The sequence below is a fragment of the Enterovibrio paralichthyis genome (genome assembly GCF_019209835.1).
Classification (GTDB): Bacteria; Pseudomonadota; Gammaproteobacteria; order Enterobacterales; family Vibrionaceae; genus Enterovibrio; species Enterovibrio paralichthyis.
Genome location: NZ_JAHUTS010000016.1, coordinates 23,853 through 45,952, shown reverse-complemented (window position 1 = coordinate 45,952; position 22,100 = coordinate 23,853). Strand labels below are relative to the sequence as shown.

The following is a 22,100-nucleotide window of genomic DNA, read 5'->3' as shown; positions in this document are numbered from 1 at the left end:
CACTATACCCATTTTCAATCTTCTTAACTTTGATATAGTCTTTTTTAATCAGACTCTTGAAACCATTTTCAAGGAAAAACCATGAAAATTACCGCTACCATTTTTGGTGTGACAAGCTTGGCATTGTCTTCAATGACCTTTGCTTTCGAAAGTGACGAACAGCGTCAATCCATCATTTCACAACTCGGTGATGTTCCAAACGAAGAAACGTACCAAAACGTTTTGCTGGAAAACGCTGAGTTCGTGATTGAAATCCTTGGTTTATTGTTGGAAATGGAAGGTGTCGACCCTCAGTTCGCGATTCAGGCAGCCATGACAACCGCTCCGGACAAAGCCATTGACATTGCTCAATTTGCCCGGGATGCAGGTATTGCCAACGAAAATATCACGACTGCGGCACTGTTGGCTGGACTCGACCCAACAGAAATTGCAGAAGCGACCGCTGCGGGTATCCAGACAGCAGCTGCAGGCCCTGCTCCACCATCAGCACCAGCAGTTGGTGGGCAAGGTGGGGGGGGTGAAGACGTCATCTCTCCGAATTAATTTGAGCAATAAGAAAATTACCCCACTAAAGCCCAGCATTCGTTGGGCTTTTTGTTGTACTCAGAGTGATTTACATGGCGTCTATTGAAAGGCTTTCGTTCTACTCCCTACTCGCGCTGATCATTTGGTTACCCATTCCGTTGGGAAGTAACCGGGATTGGGCTTGGTCCATTGCTGAGTTCTGGATAGCATTGCAGTCAATACTGCTGATCATCGCCTATCGGGGAAATTTACCTTTCGAGCCGTTAAAACATTACAAATGGCTGCTTTCTGGATTGGCATTGTTCCAACTGTGGGTATTCTTCCAAACTCTTCCACTCCCTTGGGAACTACTGGCCTTCTTTTCGCGAAAAAGTGCTGAGATTTACCAGCTCGTTGGGGCACCCGAAGGTTTTATTTCCCTTGATTCGCGAATGACATTGGCATCTCTTTTCAAAGGGATTGCCTACACCATGCTGGTTTTCAATGCGATATATCTTGTGAATTCCAGCCAACGGCTGAAGCAACTCGTTCTTGTGATTGTGGTTAGCGGTACTTTGCAAGCGTTCTACGCAGCATTGGTTGTTTTGCTTGATATCAAAGAAAGCTTGGTTTTTGGCTATAGTGAACAAGGGATTGCCACTGGCTCTTTTGTCTACAAGAACCACTTAGCGAACTATTTGATGATGACGCTTTGTATGGGTATTGGCCTTATCGTCTCTCAACTTCACACTACCCCTTCCGAGTCGCTCCATATGTTCGTTAAAAGGATTATGGAAGGTATTCTCAGCCGGAAAATGTACATACGGCTCTGCCTTGTAATCATGGTCATCGCGCTGGTAATGACGCGTTCCAGAATGGGAAATACCGCTTTTTTTGCCGCTACGGCTGTCGGTGGTTTGATTGCACTGGTGTTTTATAATAATAAGCCGCGCGCGTTAACCGTCTTGGTGGGCAGTGTTATTGCTGTCGATACAATAGTTGTCGGCGCCTTGTTTGGGCTGGAAAAGGTCAAACAGCGCTTGGTTGAAACCTCCCTTGGCGCGGAGTCCCGCGATCAGGTGGTGGTATGGTCACTGGATATTATCAGAGACTTCCCTTTCACCGGCACTGGTATGGCTAGCTTTTACACGATCTTCCCCATGTATTCCAAGGCCGATATTGGGTTCTATGACCATGCCCACAACGACTATATCCAGTTTATGGTCGAAGCCGGAATCCCTGCGACATTGCTTTTAGGCTTCGTGGTGCTTTTGGCCTTTTGGCGGGCTTTCCATACTATTCGGAAAAGACATAGCCGAACAATGAAAGGAATAGCGCTGGGTTGCATCATGTCCATCATTGGTATGCTCATTCATATCAGTGTGGATTTTAACCTTCAGCCAATGGCTAACGCGCTGACATTTATCCTGATACTCTTCCTTGCCAATGCAAGCGCGGTATTACCTGCAGTCGGGCAACTTGTCTCCATTGCCCCAAAACCTTGTCACGGTGAGCGCTTGAAGGATGCCGAACATGTTTAATCGCGTTCTCGTTGTCTGTACCGGGAATATTTGCCGTTCACCCATCGCGGAAGTGTTAATGAAGGAGCTTTTGCCGAAGCTAACTGTCGAATCAGCCGGAATTGCAGTCACAAAGAGTCACTTAACCGATGCGCCTGCACATCCACACAGTCAGCAAGTATGTACTGAGAACAATCTTGATATCTCTGCTCATACGGCACGCCAACTGACACCCGAACTTTGTGATAGCTTTGATTTGATATTGGTGATGTCACATGCGCATATCGAAGAAGTTGCGATGCTTTCACCCGGTTCAAGACATAAAACCATGCTGTTTGGTCAATGGATAGGCCTCGGGGATATAGAAGACCCCATCCTAGAGCCAAAAGCGTCTTTTGATACTCTTTATAAGACACTCGTTCGAGCAACGAATGCCTGGGCCAAGAAGCTATCATAAGGCTAAAGACTTTAGGGTAAGTGAGCAGCCCTTCCCACCGAATAAAAAAATCCGCCCAAGTGGCGGATTTTTCTTTATGAAATCAGCAATCACAACTTAGTTGGTGCTTAGGCAAGGCGAATCTAACAAACACTGGGTGCGATACTGGATTTACATCTCAAAGCATTTGCTATCAAGACAAGGCGACGATTGAGCAAATCCCCGAGAGCTTAGTCCGCTAAGTGACCGGGGTTTGTGAAAGCAGTCAACGCCGTATTGGTAGCAAAGGCGAAGAGATTAACGTTCCCAGTATGCCTCTTCCAAGCTATCTTCCTTCTCTGGAAGACCACGAGAAAGACGCGGTGAATGCTGCGCCAGCACTTCATAGCTTACGCGGTTTGCGTACTTACAAACCTGAGAGAATGAGCTGTAAGTCAGGAACTGGTAGCTGTGCTTGCTTGAATTTGGCACGTTGTCGCGGTGGTAACGGTTTGCCGACATATCATGCAGGACAGCAGACAGTGCGCCATCACCGGCACCGTTGGTGTTCTTGATACGCTCTGGGCCGCCCATATAAGGGGCAATGTGCGAGTAAACTTTAATTGGGTTCTGGCACTCAGATTTCATCATCGGGCGGCTGAACTCATAACGGTTGAACTCGGCAATTGAGCCTGGCAGCAACGGCAGCGTGGTTTCACGCTTGGCATCATCTTCAGTGAAACCTGCCATGTAGAGACCTACTGGGCCGGCAGTACACAGAACCATGTCTACCCACTCCAGCGCTTTGTCAGCGGCGAGCAGCGGATCAGACTCACCGGTCAGGGCTTCGGCTTCTTCTTCGTTCATCGCAACGACAGAAACGTGCTCTGACAGGAAATCACGCCACCACTGAGGGTTGTTCTGAATCACGTACTTGGTGCCCATGGTCATCACAACCGGCACATCGTGTTTCTTCGCGTACTCAATCGCCTTCATGGTTGCTTCAGGCATTGGGTCGCCTTCTTTGCAACGAACCAGGTACGCAGTCAGTACCAACGCAGATGCATTTTTGAAAATATGCTCTGGGATAGAATCCGGGTGAAGCTGGTTCATCAGACCTTCGCTGATAGCGAAAGTACGTTCACCTTCTTCACTGATCAACGCGTAGCAACGGCCAATCGGACCTTGAACAGCTTGCAGGTAGTTCAGATCCATACGGCTGGATGTGTTACACAGGTAACGGTAGGAATAGCTGCCGATAGTGATATCGCGGCTCATCACACCCAACAGGATCGATTTGTCATCGGCCAGTGTTGAGTAGTTGTGCAGCGTGTTACCGATAGTGCCACCTGCAAACTCATGGCTAATCATGTTGTTCTCTTTCAGCTCTTGATACAGCGCTTCGGCACGCTTGTCATCAATCACCAGAGAGTGGCCTTTGCTCAGTTCGTATTTAGCCACGAACTCGTCGCTTACTTTCGCTTCAATATCAACCAGCGTTTGGTCAATACCAATTACATGGGGGCGTTTGAGTTTGCGTTGTTCGCTTGCTTGTACCAGCAGCGGGTCGCGCGCATGGACAGGGAAGTAATGCTTAGACTTGCGTTGGCCCGGAAATTTCATGATTCGATGCGTCGTGGTTGTGGCGAAAATGCGAATTCTATCACACAATTTTCGAGGTGGAATATCCCGGATAAAAATATACCCAGACACTGATCGCGCCTGGGTACACTATTCGTCGATATTTTAAAGCGTTACCAGCCCTGGATGTTTCTTTCAACCAATCCTTTCATCATCGCAATGTGCGATGGTGAATCATTCAAGCAAGGTATGTAATTGAAGGCCTCACCACCGGCATCAAGGAAGGTTTCCAGACATTGTTCAGAGATCTCTTCCAGTGTTTCGAGGCAATCCACCGAAAACGCTGGCGAAATAACATCCAGCCGTTTAACGCCTTCTCCCGGCAGTTTTTCCAACGTTTTGTCCGTATAGGGCTGTAGCCACTCTTCGCGGCCGAAGCGGGACTGGAACGTGGTTTTCAATGGTACCTCGCCGCCCAGGCGCGCAGCGAGCTTTTCGGTTGTCGCTACACAATGCGTTGGATAAGGGTCGCCGTTGTCAGCGTAACGCTTCGGAATGCCATGGTATGAACACAGTAACATGTCCGGTTTGCCATTTTGTGCCCAGTGCGCTTCCACTGATTGCGCCAGTGCCTCTATGTAGGCATTTTCGTCATAGTAGGAATTAATAAAGCGCAGCTCTGGCAACGATGGATCCTGCTTTACGGACTTCGCCAATTTATCAAAAACAGCGGCCGTCGTGGTGCCCGAATATTGCGGGTACAAAGGCAACACCAGGATCTTTTCGCAACCACGCGCCTTGAGCGCTTCCAGGCCGCTTTTTATGCTGGGTTCGCCGTATGTCATACCCAACTCAACTGGCAGGCCGGTCGCTTGCTCCAGCGCGGCTTTCTGGCGCAGGGAATACACCATCAATGGCGAGCCTTCTTCCATCCATATGGTTTGGTATAACTTGGCCACCTTTGGCGATCTCACTGGCAGGATCACCCCGTGCAGTAAGGGGCACCAAAGCCAACGCGACATGTCTACGACACGCTGATCATGTAAAAACTCACTGAGAAAGGCTTTCACTGCCTGTGCGGTTGGTGCTTTTGGCGTACCTAGGTTTGCCAGTAACACCCCTGTCTTGTTGTTTTTGTTTTCCATTTCGTCCTGATTCACCAGTTAGTTACGGGACTAAGAATATCATGATCCCTGCTCCAAGATTACTCATGCCGGGGAATTTAGGATCAAAAAAAGGCAATCAAAAGATTGCCTTTTTGTATGAGTGAGTAGGGACTACTAACCCAGCGCTTTCTCGATTTCTGCGCTCACTTCAGACACCAGCTTGGTACCGTCAAATTTCAGGTACTTGGTGTTGCCAGCTTCCGCTTCTTTTGAGTAGTAAGCGATAAGCGGCGCTGTTTGCTCGTGGTATACACCCAGACGCGCGCGAACGGTTTCTTCTTTGTCGTCATCACGAACAACCAGATCTTCACCGGTTACGTCGTCTTTACCTTCCACTTTAGGTGGGTTGTAAACAACGTGGTAAGTACGGCCAGATGCCAGGTGTGCACGGCGACCGCTCATACGCTCAACGATCACTGCGTCTGGCACGTCAAACTCAAGAACGTAATCAACCACAACACCGATTTCTTTCAGGCCATCAGCCTGTGGAATCGTACGTGGGAAACCATCCAGCAGGAAGCCTTTCGCACAGTCTTCTTGCGCAATGCGCTCTTTAACCAGACCCAAAATGATGTCGTCAGAAACGAGTTGGCCTGCGTCGATAACTGCTTTCGCCTGTTTGCCCAGCTCTGTGCCGGCTTTGATTGCTGCACGCAGCATGTCACCTGTGGAAATTTGTGGAATACCATATTTTTCCATGATGAACTGCGCTTGAGTTCCTTTACCTGCACCTGGTGCGCCCAGAAGAATGATGCGCATAGTTATCCCCTTTCTTTACTTGGAGTTTCGCAAAAACCTGAAACATACACGGATATTGATACCTAAACAACCTCACAGCCGACGTTTTCAACACAATTGACGAGGAAAACCCACCGCATTACCCGGGCACTTCCTGTGCCTCAGCGTGTCTTCAGGTGGCACCATTTCACGGCGTTTCGTCGCGAACTCATTTAGGTATGAAAAAACAAGCCCAGCAAAATAGCCGGGCTTGATAACAGTTAAATCGGTTATGAATTTCGACGCAATTAGCCTTTAGTCAGAAGCTGATTGACCGCACTCAAGAACTGGGATGGGTCATCCATTGCACCGCGCTCCGCCAGCATTGCCTGACCCAGCAGCATTTCTACCCAGCGGCCAAAGATCTGCTCGTCGGCTTCGTCCGCCATCTGCTTAACGAGAGCATGCTCAGGGTTAAGCTCGAAGATGTACCTCACTTCCGGCGCTTGTTGACCTGCTGCTGCCAGCAGTTTCGCCATCTGGGTTCCCATGTCGAACTGGTCGGTAACCACAACGGCGGGTGTACCAGAAAGCTTGAAGGTCGTGCGGACATCTTTTACACGGTCGCCAAGATACGTCTTGGTGCGCTCAACCACAGACTTAAAGGCCTTCTCGGTTTCTTCGCGCTTTTCTTTTTCCGCGTCATCTTCAAATTTGCTCAAGTCCAGATCTGCTTTGGTGATCGCCTGGAATTGCTTACCATCAAAGTCAGACAGATATCCCATCAGCCACTCGTCGATGCGATCGTACATCAGGATAACTTCGATGCCTTTTGCCTTGAACTGTTCAAGGTGCGGGCTGTTCTTCGCTGCCTGGTATGAATCGGCTGTCAGGTAGTAGATCTTATCCTGCTCTTCTTTCATGCGTGACACATAATCGGCCAGCGACACAGTTTGTTCGCTGCTGTCGTTATGTGTTGAAGCAAAACGCAGAAGACCGGCAATTTTCTCGCGGTTTGAAAAATCTTCCGCCGGGCCTTCTTTCATGACCAGACCAAACTCTTTCCAGAACGACTGGTATTTTTCAGCATCATTGCCGGCCATACGCTCAAGCATCGTCAGTACACGTTTGGTACAGGCATTGCGCAGGTTTTGCGTCACTTTGTTGTCTTGCAGAATTTCACGCGACACGTTCAGCGGCAGATCGTTGGAGTCAATCAGACCACGGACAAAACGCAGGTAGCTCGGCATGAACTGCGATGCATCATCCATGATAAACACACGCTGAACATACAGTTTCAGGCCATGTTTATGGTCACGGTTGAACAGATCCCATGGTGCTTTCGATGGAATATAAAGCAGACTGGTGTAGTCATTTTTACCTTCTACGCGGTTGTGGCTCCACTGCAGCGGTTCAGCGAAGTCATGCGAAAGGTGTTTGTAGAATTCTTGATATTCTTCATCAGAGATATCTGACTTAGAGCGAGTCCAAAGCGCTTGGGCTTTGTTGACCTTCTCCCACTTGCCTTCACCGGTTTCTTTGCCTTCATCGTCTCGCTCGGTTTCCCACATTTCAACGGGAATACCGATGTGATCAGAGTATTTACCAATCACATCACGAAGGCGCCATTCGTCGAGGAACTCTTTATCATCTTCACGCAGATGCAGGGTGATTGACGTACCACGGCTGGCTTTTTCAATGCTTTCAATGGTGTACTCACCTTCGCCTGCTGACTCCCAACGTACAGCCTCAGAAGCATCAGCCCCGGCAGCGCGAGTCGACACGGTCACTTTATCTGCCACGATGAAGGCAGAATAGAAGCCAACACCAAACTGGCCAATCAGTTGGCTGTCTTTGGTCTGGTCATCTGACAATTGTTTGAAGAAATCTGCGGTACCGGATTTTGCAATCGTACCCAAGTTTTCAATCACCTCATCGCGTGTCATACCAATACCATTGTCATCAATGGTCAAGGTACCGGCTTCCTTGTCAACGCTGAGGCGAACACGCAATTCGCCATCACTCTCGTAAAGTGCCGCATCAGACAGGGCTTTGAAGCGCAGCTTGTCCGCCGCATCGGATGCGTTTGAGATCAATTCACGTAAAAAGATCTCTTTGTTGGAATAGAGTGAGTGGATCATCAGGTGCAGCAGTTGCTTCACTTCAGATTGGAAACCACGCGTTTCCTTACTTTGTAACGTTGCTTGATCGCTCATTTTAACCCCAAACAAATGGTTTTCGGTTTAGTCTCATTTCTTAAATAGGGGCGGCAAAATCCATTTCAAGTCCAGTCAGCGATTTTTTGATTTCTTGAGCTATTTTTCACACTTCAGGTATAATCGTCTCAATTTTTAGCTCTTTCAGGCGCTTTTTACGGCGAAAGTGCGATTTATAACAACATCGACACAACAAAACGCCAACAGGCTCTGATTCCGCCATTGAATTGCCCACGTTTTTAGCAGGTTGATATATCGAATGATCAATAAATCGAACCGTTATCTGTTGGGAGAACGTTTTGTTTTCTCTCCCAGCGACAGCTCACTGGTCGATCTTTATGAAAATGACGAACTTATTCGGTTGGGCAGCAACGAGTGCCGCGTCCTGATGGTTTTGATCGAAGAACCCCACGCGATCGTGACTCGCAACCGTATCCACGACTTCGTCTGGCGCAAGCAAGGGTTTGAGGTGGACGACTCCAGCCTGACACAGTCGATTTCTACCCTGAGAAAAAGCCTGAAAGACTCTACAAAAACACCAATGTTTGTCAAAACTGTGCCAAAGCGCGGTTATCAGGTTATTTGTTCGGTGGAGGTCTACAACGATCAGGTTGTTGATATTCCAGCAGTGCCCGCCCCTGTGGAAGAAAACGTTTTACCCGAACAAGAGACAGAGGCGTTCGAGACTGCCCCTTCAGAAAATCAACCTGTAGAGACAACATCATCGCTGCCCACTGCGGAAATTGAAGAAGCAACGCCAGCGCCTGCACAAACTTCAGATCCGGTGCCGGCCCGAAAAGCAAAGATGCCACTGAATTCCTGGTTTGCACTGATATTGGCAATGATCGTACCTGTAGCCTTTTTTATTGCTTCAACGCCAAAGTCTGAGGCGTTTCGCCAGATCCTGACCGTTCAGGATGTCCCGGTTTCTATTCCTGTTACCAACGTGCGCATTAAACAGTGGAAACCCATGGTTCAGCGCTGCGTTGAAAAATACATCAACTTTTATGGCCAGGACCGTGAATTGGAAGAAGTGATTGTCACAGGCGGGCAGGATAACGAAATCTCGCTCAACTATATCCACAGTGCCAAGGATGCAGACGACAACCTAACTTATGTTTTGCTGACGAGCCATGAGGAGAGCGACTCTATATGCCGCTAATGAACACGACCCCACGCCGTCGCGATCAACTTAAACGTGTTGGTCCTTTCATCCTGTTGCTGCTGTCACTGATGGGCAGTGCCTGGTATTTCCTCGGCGAAGATATCCGTACCGCGAACCATTTGATTTCGAAGGCTTGGAAATCCCGCACCATCAATCATATTGAAGAGTCTGCGTACCGCGATGTGACCGGCCTGACCGCGACCGAGCAGCAGGTAAACATGGTTTTTCTGCCGGATAACACCTACTCGCGCGACACACAGATTGTGCTCAAGAATGAGCAGGAAAACATTCAAGTTGTCATGTCGATTTCAGAGTCAGGCGACTGGGAAGTCAGCGGCGGCTACCTGAAGCTTAAGCTGGGTGACATCAAGGATGTGACAACCGGAGACACCACGGAATTTTCCGCGGAGGATTTGACACTGGTACGTACGTTTTATCGACTGGGCGCAGAAAAAGTGCGTCGCATTGATATCTTAAATGATGGATCGTTACTGCTAACCAGTCTCAACCATGGCTCTATGGTGCTCTATAGCAAAACCCACTCATAAAAAAGGCCGCGCATGCGGCCTTTCCTTTATTCTCTGTATTGGTCATTGACCAATACGATGGCGTCCAATAATGGAATGCGAAAGTGTGGTGCCGTCCACCAGCTCCAACTCACCGCCCATTGGCACACCGTGCGCAATACGGCTGGCTATCACTTCATGCTCAGCACAAAGCTCGCTGATATAGTGCGCCGTGGCTTCACCTTCCACGGTCGGGTTGGTCGCAAGGATCAGCTCTGACACAGTTTCCGATGCCAAGCGTCTTTCCAGTAAATCCAAACCGATATCAGAAGGGCCAATACCATCAAGTGGTGACAGGTGCCCCATCAGAACAAAGTAGCGGCCAGAATATTGGCCTGTTGCTTCGATCGCAGCGATATCTGCCGGGCTTTCAACCACGCAAATCTGCCCGTTTTCCTGGCGGCGGGGATTGTTACATATGGCGCACACTTCCTCTTCAGTAAAGGTGCGGCACTTTTCACAATGACCAATGTCCGTCATCGCTGACAGTAGCGCCTCAGACAGTTTCACACCGCCCTGACGGTTACGCTGCAGAAGATGAAAAGCCATGCGCTGCGCTGACTTAGGGCCAACCCCTGGCAGGCATCGCAAGGCTTCCATCAATTGTTCAAGCAGTTGGCTTGTACGCATCGCGAATTAGAACGGCATTTTAAAGCCTGGTGGCATCTGCATACCGCCAGTAACAGAAGCCATTTTCTCTTTCTGCGCTTCTTCAATGCGACGCGCGGCATCGTTGAAAGCTGCAGCAATCAGGTCTTCCAGCATGTCTTTGTCGTCTTCCATCAGACTTTCATCGATGTTAACGCGACGCACGCTGTGGCTGCCGGTAATAGTCACTTTCACCAGACCCGCACCTGACTCGCCGGTTACTTCCATATTTGCGATTTCTTCCTGCATCTTCTGCATGCGCTCTTGCATTTGCTGCGCTTGCTTCATCAGGTTACCCATTCCGCCTTTACCAAACATAGTACTCTCTCTTTTTTGGTCAAAGTTGCCAGACAATATGCTGGCAGCTCAGTGGTTTATAATGGTCGAATGCTATCTTCATCAATCTGCGCAGCAAAGCGCTGACAGATAAAGCGTACATTCGGATCGTCGTTCAGGCTTTGCGCTGCCTGCTCCAATTTTTCGGTATACAGTTTGTCCCGCCATTCAAGTGGTGTGATCCCTTGATCAGATTGCACCACTGTCAGAGTAACAGGCTTGCCAAGCTGGGCACTAAGCGCATTGACCAGCGCCTCAGTCGCCTTTTCAGTATTCAGGTGTGCCTGCTCTGCGCGAAGCAATAGCGTGAAATGGTCACCTTCACGTTCCATCGCCGCGTTGAGCGCCATTTGCTTCACCAGCCTTGGTACTTCCAACGCACTGGCGATCTGGCTCCAAGCATCCTGTGCGATAGATTCCTGCTCCAGCTTGTCTCGCATCTCCGGCGTTCTTTCATGCTGGAGTGCTTTTTTAATTTTTTCCGGTGTCACTGAAGATTGTACGGGTGCTGCAACCACATTGGTGGGTGTCCAGCGATAGGCATCATCAGTTTTTGGCATCAAGCCATTCGGCACCGGCTCTGTCTGGAAGCTGGCAGGATCAGCGGGTTTATGTTTCGCCGCGATCCGATCAATCACTGACAGTGCATCACTGCCAGCCGATACCGTTTTACCCTTTTTTGGTGTTTGCCCCTCCGGGCCACGTGCTCGGCTGCGCAACATATTGCGTGCAGCAACCAAACTTCCCGCCGTTGATGGTGCAGACGCAGGACGCACAGGTTCCTGAGGCCTTGAATCAACAACAGGGCGGGCATCATAATCCTGCCCGTAGTCGTCTTCACGCTGAGATTCCACTTCCATGGCTGCCATGTGGGATGCCATTTGGGGATCATCTGCGTATTGGTTAACCGGCGTTGGCGCAGGCTGTACACTCTGTGGTGGCGGTGTGACTGGCTGCTGTGCAGCTACCGGTGCAGAGCCAGTATGAGGGGCTCTGCTCGCAGCCACTTGGGCTTTTAGCGATGCCAACCGATCGTTTGCCTGGCCAGACGACGCGGCATTGCCGGCAGCTGGCTCTGTTGCAGGAACAGGAATTGCGACGGGCTCAAACTGGTGTGATGTCACCGGCCTGAAAGCCAACATGCGCAGCAAAACCATTTCCAACCCTGCACGGCCATCTGGCGCGTACGGCAAATCCTGACGGCCTTGCAGCGCAATTTGATAGAACAGTTGAACGTCCTGAGGCGTCATGGCTGTTGCCAGTGCAGTCACGCGCTGAGCATCAGGCGATGCCGCATCCACTGACGCGGGCAACGCTTGCGCCATGGCAATACGGTGAAGCTGGGCTGCAATTTCTTTTAGCAAGCCATCCCATTCCACACCGACTTCGGCAAGATGGGTTAAACATTGCATCACCGTATCCGCGTGGCCATCAGACAACGCTTCCAACAGCAAAATGGCCTGATCTGTGCTCAGGGTACCAAGCATTTCGGTCACCTGCGCTTCCAGCACAGTGCCGTTGCCAAGGGCAATCGCCTGATCTGTCAAAGACAACGCATCACGCATACTTCCTTCGGCCGCCCTTGCAATCAGGGAAAGGGCGCGCGGTTCAGAAACAACGGATTCTTGCTCAAGGACATGTTCCAACTGATCTTTGATCTGGTTGGCATCCAAGTGCTTGAGGTGGAACTGCAAGCAACGGGAAAGAATGGTGACCGGCAGTTTTTGCGGATCTGTCGTTGCCAGTAAGAATTTGACGTATTCAGGTGGCTCTTCCAGCGTTTTCAACAGCGCATTAAAGCTGTGGCGGGAAAGCATATGAACTTCGTCAATCAGGTAAACTTTATAGCGGCCACGCGCAGGTTTGTATTGCACGTTGTCGAGCAAGTCGCGCGTGTCTTCCACTTTGGTGCGGGACGCAGCATCGATTTCCAGGAGATCGACAAACCTGCCCTGATCAATTTCCTGACAGGTTGCGCATACACCACAAGGTGTAGATGTGACGCCCTGTTCGCAATTGAGGCCTTTTGCAAAAATACGGGCAATGGTGGTTTTACCCACGCCACGCGTGCCACTGAACAGGTAAGCGTGATGAAGTCGGTTGTGATCGAGCGCATTGGCCAATGCGGTAAGAACGTGGGATTGACCCACCACATCACGAAATTGATGTGGACGCCATTTTCGGGCTAGTACCTGATAACTCATGCGTTAGATTTTCTGTCTTTAGTCTGCTCGCATCCTAGCACAGACAAAAAAAGAGCGCGATCTTGACGATCACGCTCTACCATCCGGTATGTGTCAAACGGGCAATTAGTGACCGTCAAACTCACAAATACTGTAGACATCGATGCCAGCGGCTTTCAGGCGCGCTTCGCCGCCAATCTCTGGCAGGTTAATGATGAATGCTGCATGCTCAACATCGCCGCCCAAACGACGGATCAGTTTGGTTGTTGCTTCGATAGTGCCGCCCGTTGCCAGCAGATCATCAACCATCAGCACTTTGTCGCCTTCACTGATTGCATCAATGTGAATCTCAAGCGTATCCACACCGTATTCCAGCTCGTAGCTTTCACTGATCACTTCACGAGGCAGCTTACCCGGCTTACGGACAGGAACAAAGCCTACACCCAACTCCAACGCCAGAGGTGCACCAAACAGGAAACCACGGGATTCTGTACCAACGATTTTGGTGAAACCCTGACCCTGATATTTCTCTACAAGCAGCGCGATGGCTGCTTTGTATGCTTCAGCGTTTTCCATCAGGCTGGTGACATCACGGAACATGATGCCCGGCTTTGGATAATCTGGAACGGTTTTAATGCTGTCTTTGATAAACGCGATTGTGTCTTGGCTCATAGTGTCTCACCACTAAACGTGGCTTCCCGTAATACGTAGATAGATAGTCCGTCCCCGCAACTTTTGACACGTATCACGCATTGTTGCGAAGAAACCGAAACCGCCATGTTATGTATTTTCGGGGGCGCGGGCAACAGGTTCAATTTCACGCAAACGGTTAAACCAAATTAAAAGTACAACCGCCATCGTCAGAAGCATCAACTTGTGCCAAAGCGCGGGCACCAAGGCAATAGACAACGCGAAACTGAGCACGATGAAAACGTTCGCGCGACGCTTGATACGTCGGTCTATCGCCCGGTTTCGCTGCCAGTTATCGATGATCGGGCCAAAGTGCGGATGTTGTAGCAACCAATTGGCGATTTTTGGAGAGCCGCGCATGAAACAAGCGCTGGCGAGAAGCAAGAAAGGTGTGGTAGGAAGTAACGGGAGGAAAATGCCTACAAAGCCAAGGAAAAGGCTAAGCCAGCCAAATCCCAACAAAGCAAAACGTGTCAGTGTCTGTCCCACGCTTCCCCCCAAAGAAATACCGTTAATGGCTTAGGATCTCAATCCAGGTCAATGTTGCCGGCAGAGTCGGAACAAGCAGCACAGCTACGATTCCCAAAAAGTATAAAACATTGAACGGTTCTTTAAAGTTAGAGTCCATTTTTACTTCCTTTTATGTCATGGCTTGTATTTTTTAGTCGCCTCGTTGAGCAGGGTGACAATATACCCGTTTCACCACATCCTAAATACCGACAAACGATATGGTTAATTGGTTGTTGTCTTGATATATGTCAGAACAAAGATAGCCGAATTTACTACACTGTTCCGGTTATATTGCGGACCGAGACATCACCATGATTGATATAAAAATCGTAGCACAACTGCAACAATCGCTCGAAAAAGAAAAAGATGTGGTGCGCAGCCGAGTGGAAGACAAACTCATTTGTTTGACCGGTTCAGATATCACCAGTGTACCTACTGCCTATTTAATCAAGCTTTGCCGAACGGAAACCAGTAAGGACTTACTGGCTGAAGGGGTGCGTCTAGAAAAAATTGATGCGGCACTTTGCGCCATTGAAACCGAACTTTTCGGCCTTTGCGCAGATTGTGAGGAAGAGATTGAACTTGACGATCTGTCTGAGGATCCTGCAGAGCCCCGTTGCCGAGGCTGCAGAGACAAAAGTCACTATAAACATGCGCGCCAGTAAATAACGCGCTTAAAGCAAGCGATGGTTACTCGACGTCAATAATCCATTTCCGGAATGCCTTACGCTCTTCCTCGCTTGCTTTTGAATACCAAAGTTTTAGTTGTGTCAGTGCATTTCCGGTAAGTTCCACGTCGCCAGATTCAGAAACTGCAACAATCACCTCGTCACCCAAGTCTTCCACGCCAACACCACTGGTCACCATAATGCCATTTGATTTATTGTAATCAGCCACCAGCAATTCCAAATTGGAAAACGGCGCCAGCCCTTCCCTTCCCGGCAATGGCTCACTGTCAAAGCTTGTTTTGGTACTACCTGCTAATAACTGCCACTCTGGCATCTCTTTTCTGAATGCCTTGGTGACTTTGCGGTAGTCGTTGATTTTAGGTGACAGGGACAATTCCAAGTCAGCGTCATTTGCATCAAAGGTCAACACATATGGGTTTGAAACAAACAACTCCTCGTTCGAACCTTTGGGGAAATTATCGTAAACACGGATAACAACCTGGTTTTTCCCTTCATTCAATTCAATGCCTGAGTTGTCTCCCTCGTACTTGGCACCATTAAGCACTTGCAGTTCAAGGCCAGGGTCAAGAGTTAGTGTCGCAGCGGTCGCACCAAAAGATAGCAAAGACAATAACAGCAAAGGCGCTTTCATGTAGTCGTTTCCTTTTCCAACATGTTTCAAACAACAAAGCCGCCCAATTGGGCGGCTAGATTTAACAGGATAACCTGTAATTAGAACTTAACTTCGATACCAGCAACGTAGCCTACGCCATCCCAGTCGCCTGCAGCATCATCAGCCTGGAAGTCCTCATAGCCCACTTCTGCGTAGAGTTTGCAGTTAGTCAGCAGGTTGTAACCGTAGTTGATGTAGTAGCTGGTAGATTCTTCGCGGCCTTGACCGTCGTTAAATGCAGCACCTGCACCGAACTTGCTCTTGTCTTTAGAGTAGCTACCGGCAATTTCAATTACGTCAACGTCTTGGGTCTTAACGCCAGCTTTGTTTTCAGATTCAAACTGACCGTACAGGATACCTGCATAGAATGGGCCTTCGTTGTAAGCAACTTCGAGATCCCAAGCAGTCTGATCCACGTCTGCTGTTGCTTCATTTTTGAAGTTTGCATAGTAAGCACGAACTTCAACTGAGTCGATAACGTTTACGCCACCCGCCAGCTCGTACAAACGGTCACTGTTTGAACCAGAAGCGTCATCCTGAGATACGTTGTAACTTGCGCCTGCCCAGTAACCTTCACCGCTGTAACGGTACTTGATCAGCTGGTCAAAGTCGGTATCTTCAAAGTCAACACCAGCAACGTCTTTCAGCTCGTAGTCTACGCCTACACCAGCATCATCGATGATAGCCAGTTGACGACCGAAGCTCAGCTCACCCCAGTTGCCACCAAAACCAACGTACAAACCGTCATTGACAACGTCACCAGAGCCAGAGAAGTTGGCGTTTGCTTCGTCACCCTGCTCACCAATGCGCAGTTCAATTGCACCAAACGCGTAGTTGTCACCTTCTTGGTGAGTAATACGGAATGCAAGATCACCATCATCAACACGGATTTGACCATCTTCAGTAGAAGCTCCACCGACGACTTTGTTTAGGTACACTTTTGCAGGATCAAAGAAGTCTTCCGCACCCGTGCGACGATACTGAACTTCTGCAGCACCAGACAGCTCAACACTAGTGCCATCAGCATCATAAAGAGTGATAGAAGCGCTTGCTGAACCTGCTGCCAGCAGAGCTGGGACTGCCATAGCTAGAATTGTCTTTTTCATGTTAATCCACTGCCTTTTCTTTATTAATTTGGAATTCCTGTTCCGAAATCCCTTTTATGATTGTCCTTGTCACAACGTCACAAAAACGCGGCAACAAACACGCTTAAACTTCGAAACTTAGAGTGCAGAGAAATCTAAATTCTGTCAAATCAACAAAAAACAACATCAAAACATCAAAATATCGTTATAATACATAGTCTTATGATTTTATTATCGAGTAAGGTCACAATAGTGAAGTCAAATTGTCAATTTTCTGCAAACTTACTCGCAACAATTACACAGGATTTTAATCTAATAAATAACGATAAAAATAAACATAACAGGATAAAATATCGCCAGCATTCCATTTATACAGTGAATGGCATTCCCTTTGGAATTCATAGTGATAGCTAATATTAGTTCAATAGATTTTCGTGATCTGACTCTCATAAATAAAAACAAATGCTCGAATCCTTGAAGTCATTCACAATTCTCCACCCGTGATATAATGCGGCGTCGAAAACGAGATGACCCCTAAAAATGCTAAGTCCTTCAGTCAAAAAAGACATCCGATCCAGCTATGAGAATCTTAAATCTCAATTGCAGAATTTTATCCCGCGCAAAGCTCAAAATTACCTGGTTGCTGAGATAGCAAAAACGCTGGCAGGGGAGTACAGCCCTAAACGCCGGATATTGGTAGCGGAAGCCGGAACGGGGATCGGAAAGTCTATGGCTTACCTGATGGGATCGATTTCGTTTGCAGTAAACAACAACAAGAAAGTTGTTGTTTCTACCGCCACTGTTGCTTTACAGGAACAGTTGATTGAAAAGGACTTACCCCTTTTTCGCCGCGTTGTACCGAAAGAGTTCAGTTTTGTGTTGGCTAAAGGGCGTCAACGCTACTGTTGTAGCCAGAAACTGGCGGGTGCAGCGGATGCTGAAGGCGCCGGCCAGCAGGTTCTGTTTGCGGAAAAACCCAAGAAGGCAGACATCGATCTTATCAACGACCTCTATGACGCCTACAACCGGGGGAAATGGGATGGTGACAGAGACAGCTGGCCAAAAACCATCCCGGACGCTATCTGGCAATCCATCGTTTCCGACAAACATACCTGCCATTCTGGCCTGAGTGCACACAGACAGTGCCCATTTGCCAAAGCCCGAGAGCATCTGGATAAAGCTGACGTTATCGTTGCCAACCACAGCCTGTTAATGGCCGACTTGGAGCTGGGCGGTGGAGTGATACTGCCCGAGCCTGAACAGGCCCTCTATATGATCGACGAAGCCCACCACTTACCTATCGTCGCAAGGGACTTTTCAGCCGCTTCCGCAAGTCTGGTGGGCGCGGCTTCCTGGCTGGAGAAACTTAACCAATCAGCATCAAAGCTCGCCAACGCCGGTGACATCAAGCGCAGTAACCGTTTTCTGGATGCCTTGCAAAGTGGTGTTCAAACGCTGATACCGGGCTTACGCGGTGTCCGCGATATGCTTCAGGCCTATCCATTAAACAATGATGGCGTTTACCGTTTTCCTGACGGGGAACTGCCAGAATTGCTATTCAATGAAGCAAAAACCCTGCACACAGCGGCCAAGAAGGCCAACCAATCACAGGCAAAACTCCACGACTTGGTCGCTGAGCGTTTAAAAGATGGGGAAATCAGCACCCGGATTGCCGACCCTATTCTGGCCGAATCCGCGTTTTTCCTGCAGCGGCTGGAAAACCTCGAAAAAGTTTGGGCCCTGATGGCTCAACCAAACTCAGATAAAGGTGCACCGCTAGCTCGCTGGATTCAACGTTGCCCAGAACGCGAGAGCGATCTTATCGTTCACGTTTCGCCGCTGGAAATTGGCTGGCGGCTTGACCAGTTGCTGTGGTCGCGCGCCGCGGGGGTTTGTTTATTGTCGGCGACATTGCGGGCTCTGAACTCTTTCAGCTATTTTTGCCGTCAGGTCGGGCTGGAAGAAAATGATGGTACACAGTTTCTGGCACTGCCCTCTCCATTCAACTATCAGGAGAATGCGCGACTGGTGATCCCGGCTATGCCGTGTGAACCTCAAGATCCGAAGTTTACCCAGATACTGCCTGAAGTCCTGCTCGAGTACCTTGAAGGCGAAAAAGCCAGTCTTGTATTGTTTTCTTCATATTGGCAAATGAACCAGATCGCGGAATCAATCAGGGCGACAGCAAAGAAAAATGGCTGGCACCTTCATATTCAGGGAGAGTCCTCACGCACCCGTCTGCTCGACGCACACAGAAAATGCTGCGAGAAAGGTCAGCCCTCAATACTGTTTGGCACAGGTAGTTTTTCTGAGGGCCTTGATCTACCCGGCGACCAGTTAACAAACCTGGTCATCACCAAGATCCCCTTTGGCGTACCTACCTCACCGGTAGAAGAGGCGCATGCAGAATATATAGAAAGACGCGGAGGCAATCCTTTCCTGCAAATCGCGGTTCCAGAAGCGAGCAAAAAACTGATCCAATCCGTGGGGAGACTGCTGCGCAAAGAGCAGGACTCTGGTAGAGTCGTGCTTCTCGATCGGAGAATCATTACAAAGCGTTACGGGAAATCGCTGTTGGATTCCCTGCCTCCTTTTCACCGTGTCATTGAGTACACTTAAAGACCCTATATCATGCTTGAAATGTTTGATTTGACCACCGTCGTCATTCTGGCGTTGGTGGCTTTTTCCGCCGGATTTATCGATGCCGTAGCCGGTGGTGGGGGTATGCTCACCGTACCTGCATTGCTTTCTTTGGGGTTACCACCACACATTGCGTTGGGAACAAACAAGCTCTCAGCCACTTTTGCCTCCTCCACTGCCGCATTTACTTACTACCGTAAAAAGCTGTTTTCCCCACGCTTTTGGTCAAATGCGTTTTGGGCGACCCTGTTCGGCGCTATTTTGGGTACCCTGATGGTGGATTTCATCTCCACAGAGCTCCTTGAAAAAGCACTGCCTCTCGTGGTGTTGGCAACGGCTGCCTACACCATATGGCATCCCCAGCCTAAGGGAGATAGCCATGAGTTGCCTAAAGACGATCCGAAAATCAAACAAAAGCAATGGGGGCAAGGCCTGACACTGGGTTTTTACGACGGTGTGGTTGGGCCGGGAACCGGTGCATTCTGGACTGTCTCCTCGATGTCCCTCTACAAAATGAATATCCTTTTGTCGTCAGGTCTTGCCAAGGCGATGAACTTCACCAGCAACATTGCATCGCTGGTCACCTTTATTATTCTTGGTCATGTAAACTGGACGATAGGGCTGACCATGGGGGTCTGCCTGATGGCCGGCGCCTATTTGGGTGCACATTCAGCCATTCGCTTCGGTGCGAAGTTTATTCGTCCTGTGTTTGTCACCGTCGTCGTGATTCTATCGGTCAAGTTAGCGGTAGATGCGTGGTTTTGACGCCAGCTGACTCCTACTGACAGGAGTAATTTGAGGACAAGATGGATTTATCCAACCTGAAAGCGCAGCTCCAAACGCTCGCGAATCAAGCAGCAGATATCGACAGAAGGCGGGGCGAGAGCGCCAAGCCACTTTTCGATGAGCGCCTTTTTACCTGTCTTTCGCGTCTTCTTACCCCCTGTGTGATGGAAGCGCAAGCCGTGGTGACAACCCTCGAAAGAGAGCACAGCGCTGGCAAGTTATCCGGCCTTCGCGCAGAGCACCTGTGCGAAAAACTGCTGAACCAAATTGGCGCCCTGCAAAGGGAAATCGCCACCCAACCGCTTCGCGCACAGGAAAAAGCCCTGGCGCCAAAACCGAAAGCGTCAATCAGCCAGTTGTATCAGGATCTGGCACAACACCAGGGGTGGGAACGCCGTCTTGCTGACATGGTGCGCGATGCTGAAGCCCGAATCGGACAGTGCTATACCCTGGTCGAGCAGCAACAGGCACAGCATCAGCTATTGACTCTGGAAAAACGCCTTGCCCGCTGCCGCGAAGCCAAGCAGAAAATTGAATCCCGCATTAGCTTCCGAGAAAGGAAAGGCTGAGTCGTCGTGCTGCCAATTGTTTATCACCCGATCTATTCTGACTTTCCCCTGCCGGAGGGGCATCGCTACCCACTACAGAAATACCGCTTACTGAGGGAGCATATCGCCAACGAGCGATGGCCTGTCGCTGAACACCAACCTACCAAGCTGCCAAACAACAGGCTGCATGCCATTCACGATCAAGACTATGTCAACGCCTTGGTGACCGGCACACTGCCGCTGGTAAAAATGCGCCGTATCGGTTTCCCTTGGAGTGAAGTACTGCTGACGCGAAGCCTGACTTCGCTTGGCGGCACCTTGTTAACCGTGGATAACGCGCTGAAGCATGGTATGGCCGTACATTTGACTGGCGGCTACCACCACGCCCACCATGACTTTGGCAGTGGGTTTTGCCTGTTCAATGACCTTATTCTGGCCGCTGATCATGCCCTTTCGCATGAAGGCATAGACAAAGTTCTTATCATTGATTGTGACGTCCACCACGGCGATGGGACGGCTGTGCTTGCCCAAACCAACCCGGCGATAGCGACCTTTTCCGTTCACTGTGAAAAGAATTTCCCGTCACGCAAACCTGATTCGGATCTGGACTTGCCGCTTCCTATCGGCACGGATACCGAGCAATACCTTTTACATTTTCTTCCCTGCCTGTCACTAGCTATTGCTCAACACCAGCCTGATATGGTGATTTATGATGCCGGTGTCGATATTCATCGGGATGATGAGCTCGGATACCTCAACGTTTGTCAGGAAGGTATTGCCAAGCGGGATCGCGCAGTGCTTCGCACCTGTCACGATCTTCAAATCCCGGTGGCAGCGGTGATAGGCGGCGGTTACCGTACCGATCAGCAGGCATTGGTGCCTCTTCACGCAGAGTTAATTCTCGCGGCACTGGACACTTACTACCCAAACTGGAGCCCCTTACCATGACCACTTCTGGATTGGAAAACGCCCCCGAAGAAATAAAACTGGCGGTAGATTTAATTTATCTACTCGAAACCCATGACATCAAACCTGACGTTGCTCTGAAAGCCCTGGAGATCGTCCGAGCAGATCTGGAAAGAAAAGTAAAAACAACTGAAGAATCAGAATGATAATTTTCAGTCATTTGGCTCTATTCCCCCACAGATCCCACACCTGATGTGTAATCAACCTTGATGAGAAAGTTAAATTTATCAGAGTAAAATGTTACAGATCAGATTGATAAATGAACACATCGTCTAATTTGTCACCATTGAGTAAAACTTAAAGGTGATAGGACGCAAAAATTAGAGTATTATCCTGCCGTTTTAAGTGACGAAACCGAGAGTTTTTGCACTTATCACTGGCCGCTGTATATACACAAACGGATTTGTAGATAGCGCAACAGACGCGCGGTACAGTCGGTCATGAATCTCTGCACGGAAGCGTCGCCAGGGTATTTTGTTTGCCCGAGGCACTGAGCTGAAAAGGAAGTTTCAGACCC

General features: G+C 49.3%; 22 protein-coding genes. 11 read left to right on the top strand and 11 right to left on the bottom strand.

The window, feature by feature from the left end; translation table 11 throughout:
• The first annotated feature begins 81 nt into the window (after nt 1-81).
• The 3 genes from KU854_RS17150 (at nt 82) to KU854_RS17140 (ending at nt 2,481) form a co-directional block, all read left to right on the top strand.
• On the top strand, nt 82-543 hold the full coding sequence (locus KU854_RS17150) for a hypothetical protein (RefSeq protein WP_218359643.1): 462 nt from the start codon (nt 82-84) through the stop codon (nt 541-543).
• Between the two features lie 74 nt (nt 544-617).
• On the top strand, nt 618-2,045 hold the full coding sequence (locus tag KU854_RS17145) for an O-antigen ligase family protein (RefSeq protein ID WP_218359642.1): 1,428 nt from the start codon (nt 618-620) through the stop codon (nt 2,043-2,045).
• The gene (locus KU854_RS17140; protein ID WP_218359641.1) at nt 2,038-2,481 is read left to right on the top strand and encodes a low molecular weight protein-tyrosine-phosphatase; all 444 of its coding nucleotides are present in this window, start codon (nt 2,038-2,040) and stop codon (nt 2,479-2,481) included. The genes KU854_RS17145 and KU854_RS17140 overlap by 8 nt, the downstream gene beginning before the upstream one ends.
• 276 nt (nt 2,482-2,757) lie before the next feature.
• Here KU854_RS17140 and KU854_RS17135 read toward each other — a convergent pair whose 3' ends face one another.
• From KU854_RS17135 to htpG, 4 genes are all read right to left on the bottom strand, one after another.
• Nucleotides 2,758-4,062 carry an inosine/guanosine kinase gene (locus KU854_RS17135; protein ID WP_054780686.1) on the bottom strand — a complete coding sequence of 435 codons (1,305 nt, stop codon included), beginning with the start codon at nt 4,060-4,062 and terminating at the stop codon, nt 2,758-2,760.
• 131 nt (nt 4,063-4,193) lie between these two features.
• The gene (gene hemH / locus KU854_RS17130) at nt 4,194-5,165 is read right to left on the bottom strand and encodes a ferrochelatase (RefSeq protein ID WP_218359640.1); all 972 of its coding nucleotides are present in this window, start codon (nt 5,163-5,165) and stop codon (nt 4,194-4,196) included.
• Nucleotides 5,166-5,300: 135 nt separating this feature from the next.
• Nucleotides 5,301-5,945, bottom strand: a complete 645-nt coding sequence (gene adk, locus KU854_RS17125; protein WP_054780685.1) for an adenylate kinase — start codon at nt 5,943-5,945, stop codon at nt 5,301-5,303.
• A gap of 266 nt (nt 5,946-6,211) precedes the next feature.
• Nucleotides 6,212-8,119 carry a molecular chaperone HtpG gene (gene htpG, locus KU854_RS17120; RefSeq protein ID WP_218359639.1) on the bottom strand — a complete coding sequence of 636 codons (1,908 nt, stop codon included), beginning with the start codon at nt 8,117-8,119 and terminating at the stop codon, nt 6,212-6,214.
• A gap of 259 nt (nt 8,120-8,378) precedes the next feature.
• On the opposite strand from htpG, the gene KU854_RS17115 reads away from it, so the two are divergent.
• Entirely contained in the window at nt 8,379-9,281 is a 903-nt protein-coding gene (locus KU854_RS17115) for a transcriptional regulator (protein WP_218359638.1), read from the top strand.
• On the top strand, nt 9,272-9,832 hold the full coding sequence (locus KU854_RS17110; RefSeq protein ID WP_218359637.1) for a regulatory protein ToxS: 561 nt from the start codon (nt 9,272-9,274) through the stop codon (nt 9,830-9,832). Before KU854_RS17115 ends, KU854_RS17110 begins: the two co-directional genes overlap by 10 nt.
• 42 nt (nt 9,833-9,874) lie before the next feature.
• Here the strand turns inward: KU854_RS17110 and recR are convergent, their stop codons facing one another.
• The 5 genes from recR to KU854_RS17085 all read right to left on the bottom strand — a co-directional run bounded on the left by recR (nt 9,875) and on the right by KU854_RS17085 (nt 14,196).
• On the bottom strand, nt 9,875-10,480 hold the full coding sequence (recR, locus tag KU854_RS17105) for a recombination mediator RecR (RefSeq protein WP_054780390.1): 606 nt from the start codon (nt 10,478-10,480) through the stop codon (nt 9,875-9,877).
• 6 nt (nt 10,481-10,486) lie between these two features.
• Nucleotides 10,487-10,816: a YbaB/EbfC family nucleoid-associated protein gene (locus KU854_RS17100; protein WP_054780391.1), complete on the bottom strand. Its 330-nt coding sequence runs from the start codon at nt 10,814-10,816 to the stop codon at nt 10,487-10,489.
• A 56-nt stretch (nt 10,817-10,872) separates the two neighbouring features.
• Nucleotides 10,873-13,038, bottom strand: coding sequence for a DNA polymerase III subunit gamma/tau (gene dnaX / locus KU854_RS17095; RefSeq protein WP_218359636.1), 2,166 nt, complete (start codon nt 13,036-13,038; stop codon nt 10,873-10,875).
• A 105-nt stretch (nt 13,039-13,143) separates the two neighbouring features.
• Entirely contained in the window at nt 13,144-13,689 is a 546-nt protein-coding gene (gene apt / locus KU854_RS17090; RefSeq protein WP_218359635.1) for an adenine phosphoribosyltransferase, read from the bottom strand.
• 108 nt (nt 13,690-13,797) lie between these two features.
• On the bottom strand, nt 13,798-14,196 hold the full coding sequence (locus KU854_RS17085; RefSeq protein WP_218359634.1) for a YbaN family protein: 399 nt from the start codon (nt 14,194-14,196) through the stop codon (nt 13,798-13,800).
• 332 nt (nt 14,197-14,528) lie between these two features.
• Here KU854_RS17085 and KU854_RS17080 point away from each other — a divergent pair, with 332 nt between their 5' ends.
• Nucleotides 14,529-14,882 (top strand): DksA protein, encoded by a 354-nt coding sequence (locus KU854_RS17080; RefSeq protein WP_218359633.1) that lies wholly within the window; start codon nt 14,529-14,531, stop codon nt 14,880-14,882.
• A 25-nt stretch (nt 14,883-14,907) separates the two neighbouring features.
• Here the strand turns inward: KU854_RS17080 and KU854_RS17075 are convergent, their stop codons facing one another.
• Nucleotides 14,908-15,537: a YccT family protein gene (locus KU854_RS17075; protein WP_218359632.1), complete on the bottom strand. Its 630-nt coding sequence runs from the start codon at nt 15,535-15,537 to the stop codon at nt 14,908-14,910.
• Nucleotides 15,538-15,617: 80 nt separating this feature from the next.
• Complete coding sequence (locus KU854_RS17070; RefSeq protein ID WP_218359631.1) at nt 15,618-16,664, bottom strand: porin; 1,047 nt, start codon at nt 16,662-16,664, stop codon at nt 15,618-15,620.
• Between the two features lie 519 nt (nt 16,665-17,183).
• On the opposite strand from KU854_RS17070, the gene dinG reads away from it, so the two are divergent.
• From dinG to rsmS, 5 genes are read left to right on the top strand one after another with little or no spacing between them, the layout of a single operon-like run.
• Nucleotides 17,184-19,262: an ATP-dependent DNA helicase DinG gene (gene dinG, locus KU854_RS17065; protein WP_218359630.1), complete on the top strand. Its 2,079-nt coding sequence runs from the start codon at nt 17,184-17,186 to the stop codon at nt 19,260-19,262.
• A gap of 12 nt (nt 19,263-19,274) precedes the next feature.
• Entirely contained in the window at nt 19,275-20,048 is a 774-nt protein-coding gene (locus tag KU854_RS17060) for a sulfite exporter TauE/SafE family protein (RefSeq protein WP_218359629.1), read from the top strand.
• A 41-nt stretch (nt 20,049-20,089) separates the two neighbouring features.
• Nucleotides 20,090-20,638, top strand: coding sequence for a primosomal replication protein PriC (priC, locus tag KU854_RS17055; RefSeq protein WP_218359628.1), 549 nt, complete (start codon nt 20,090-20,092; stop codon nt 20,636-20,638).
• Between the two features lie 6 nt (nt 20,639-20,644).
• Nucleotides 20,645-21,565 carry a histone deacetylase family protein gene (locus KU854_RS17050; RefSeq protein WP_218359627.1) on the top strand — a complete coding sequence of 307 codons (921 nt, stop codon included), beginning with the start codon at nt 20,645-20,647 and terminating at the stop codon, nt 21,563-21,565.
• Complete coding sequence (rsmS, locus tag KU854_RS17045) at nt 21,562-21,729, top strand: pleiotropic regulatory protein RsmS (protein WP_218359626.1); 168 nt, start codon at nt 21,562-21,564, stop codon at nt 21,727-21,729. Before KU854_RS17050 ends, rsmS begins: the two co-directional genes overlap by 4 nt.
• The last annotated feature ends 371 nt before the right edge of the window (nt 21,730-22,100 follow it).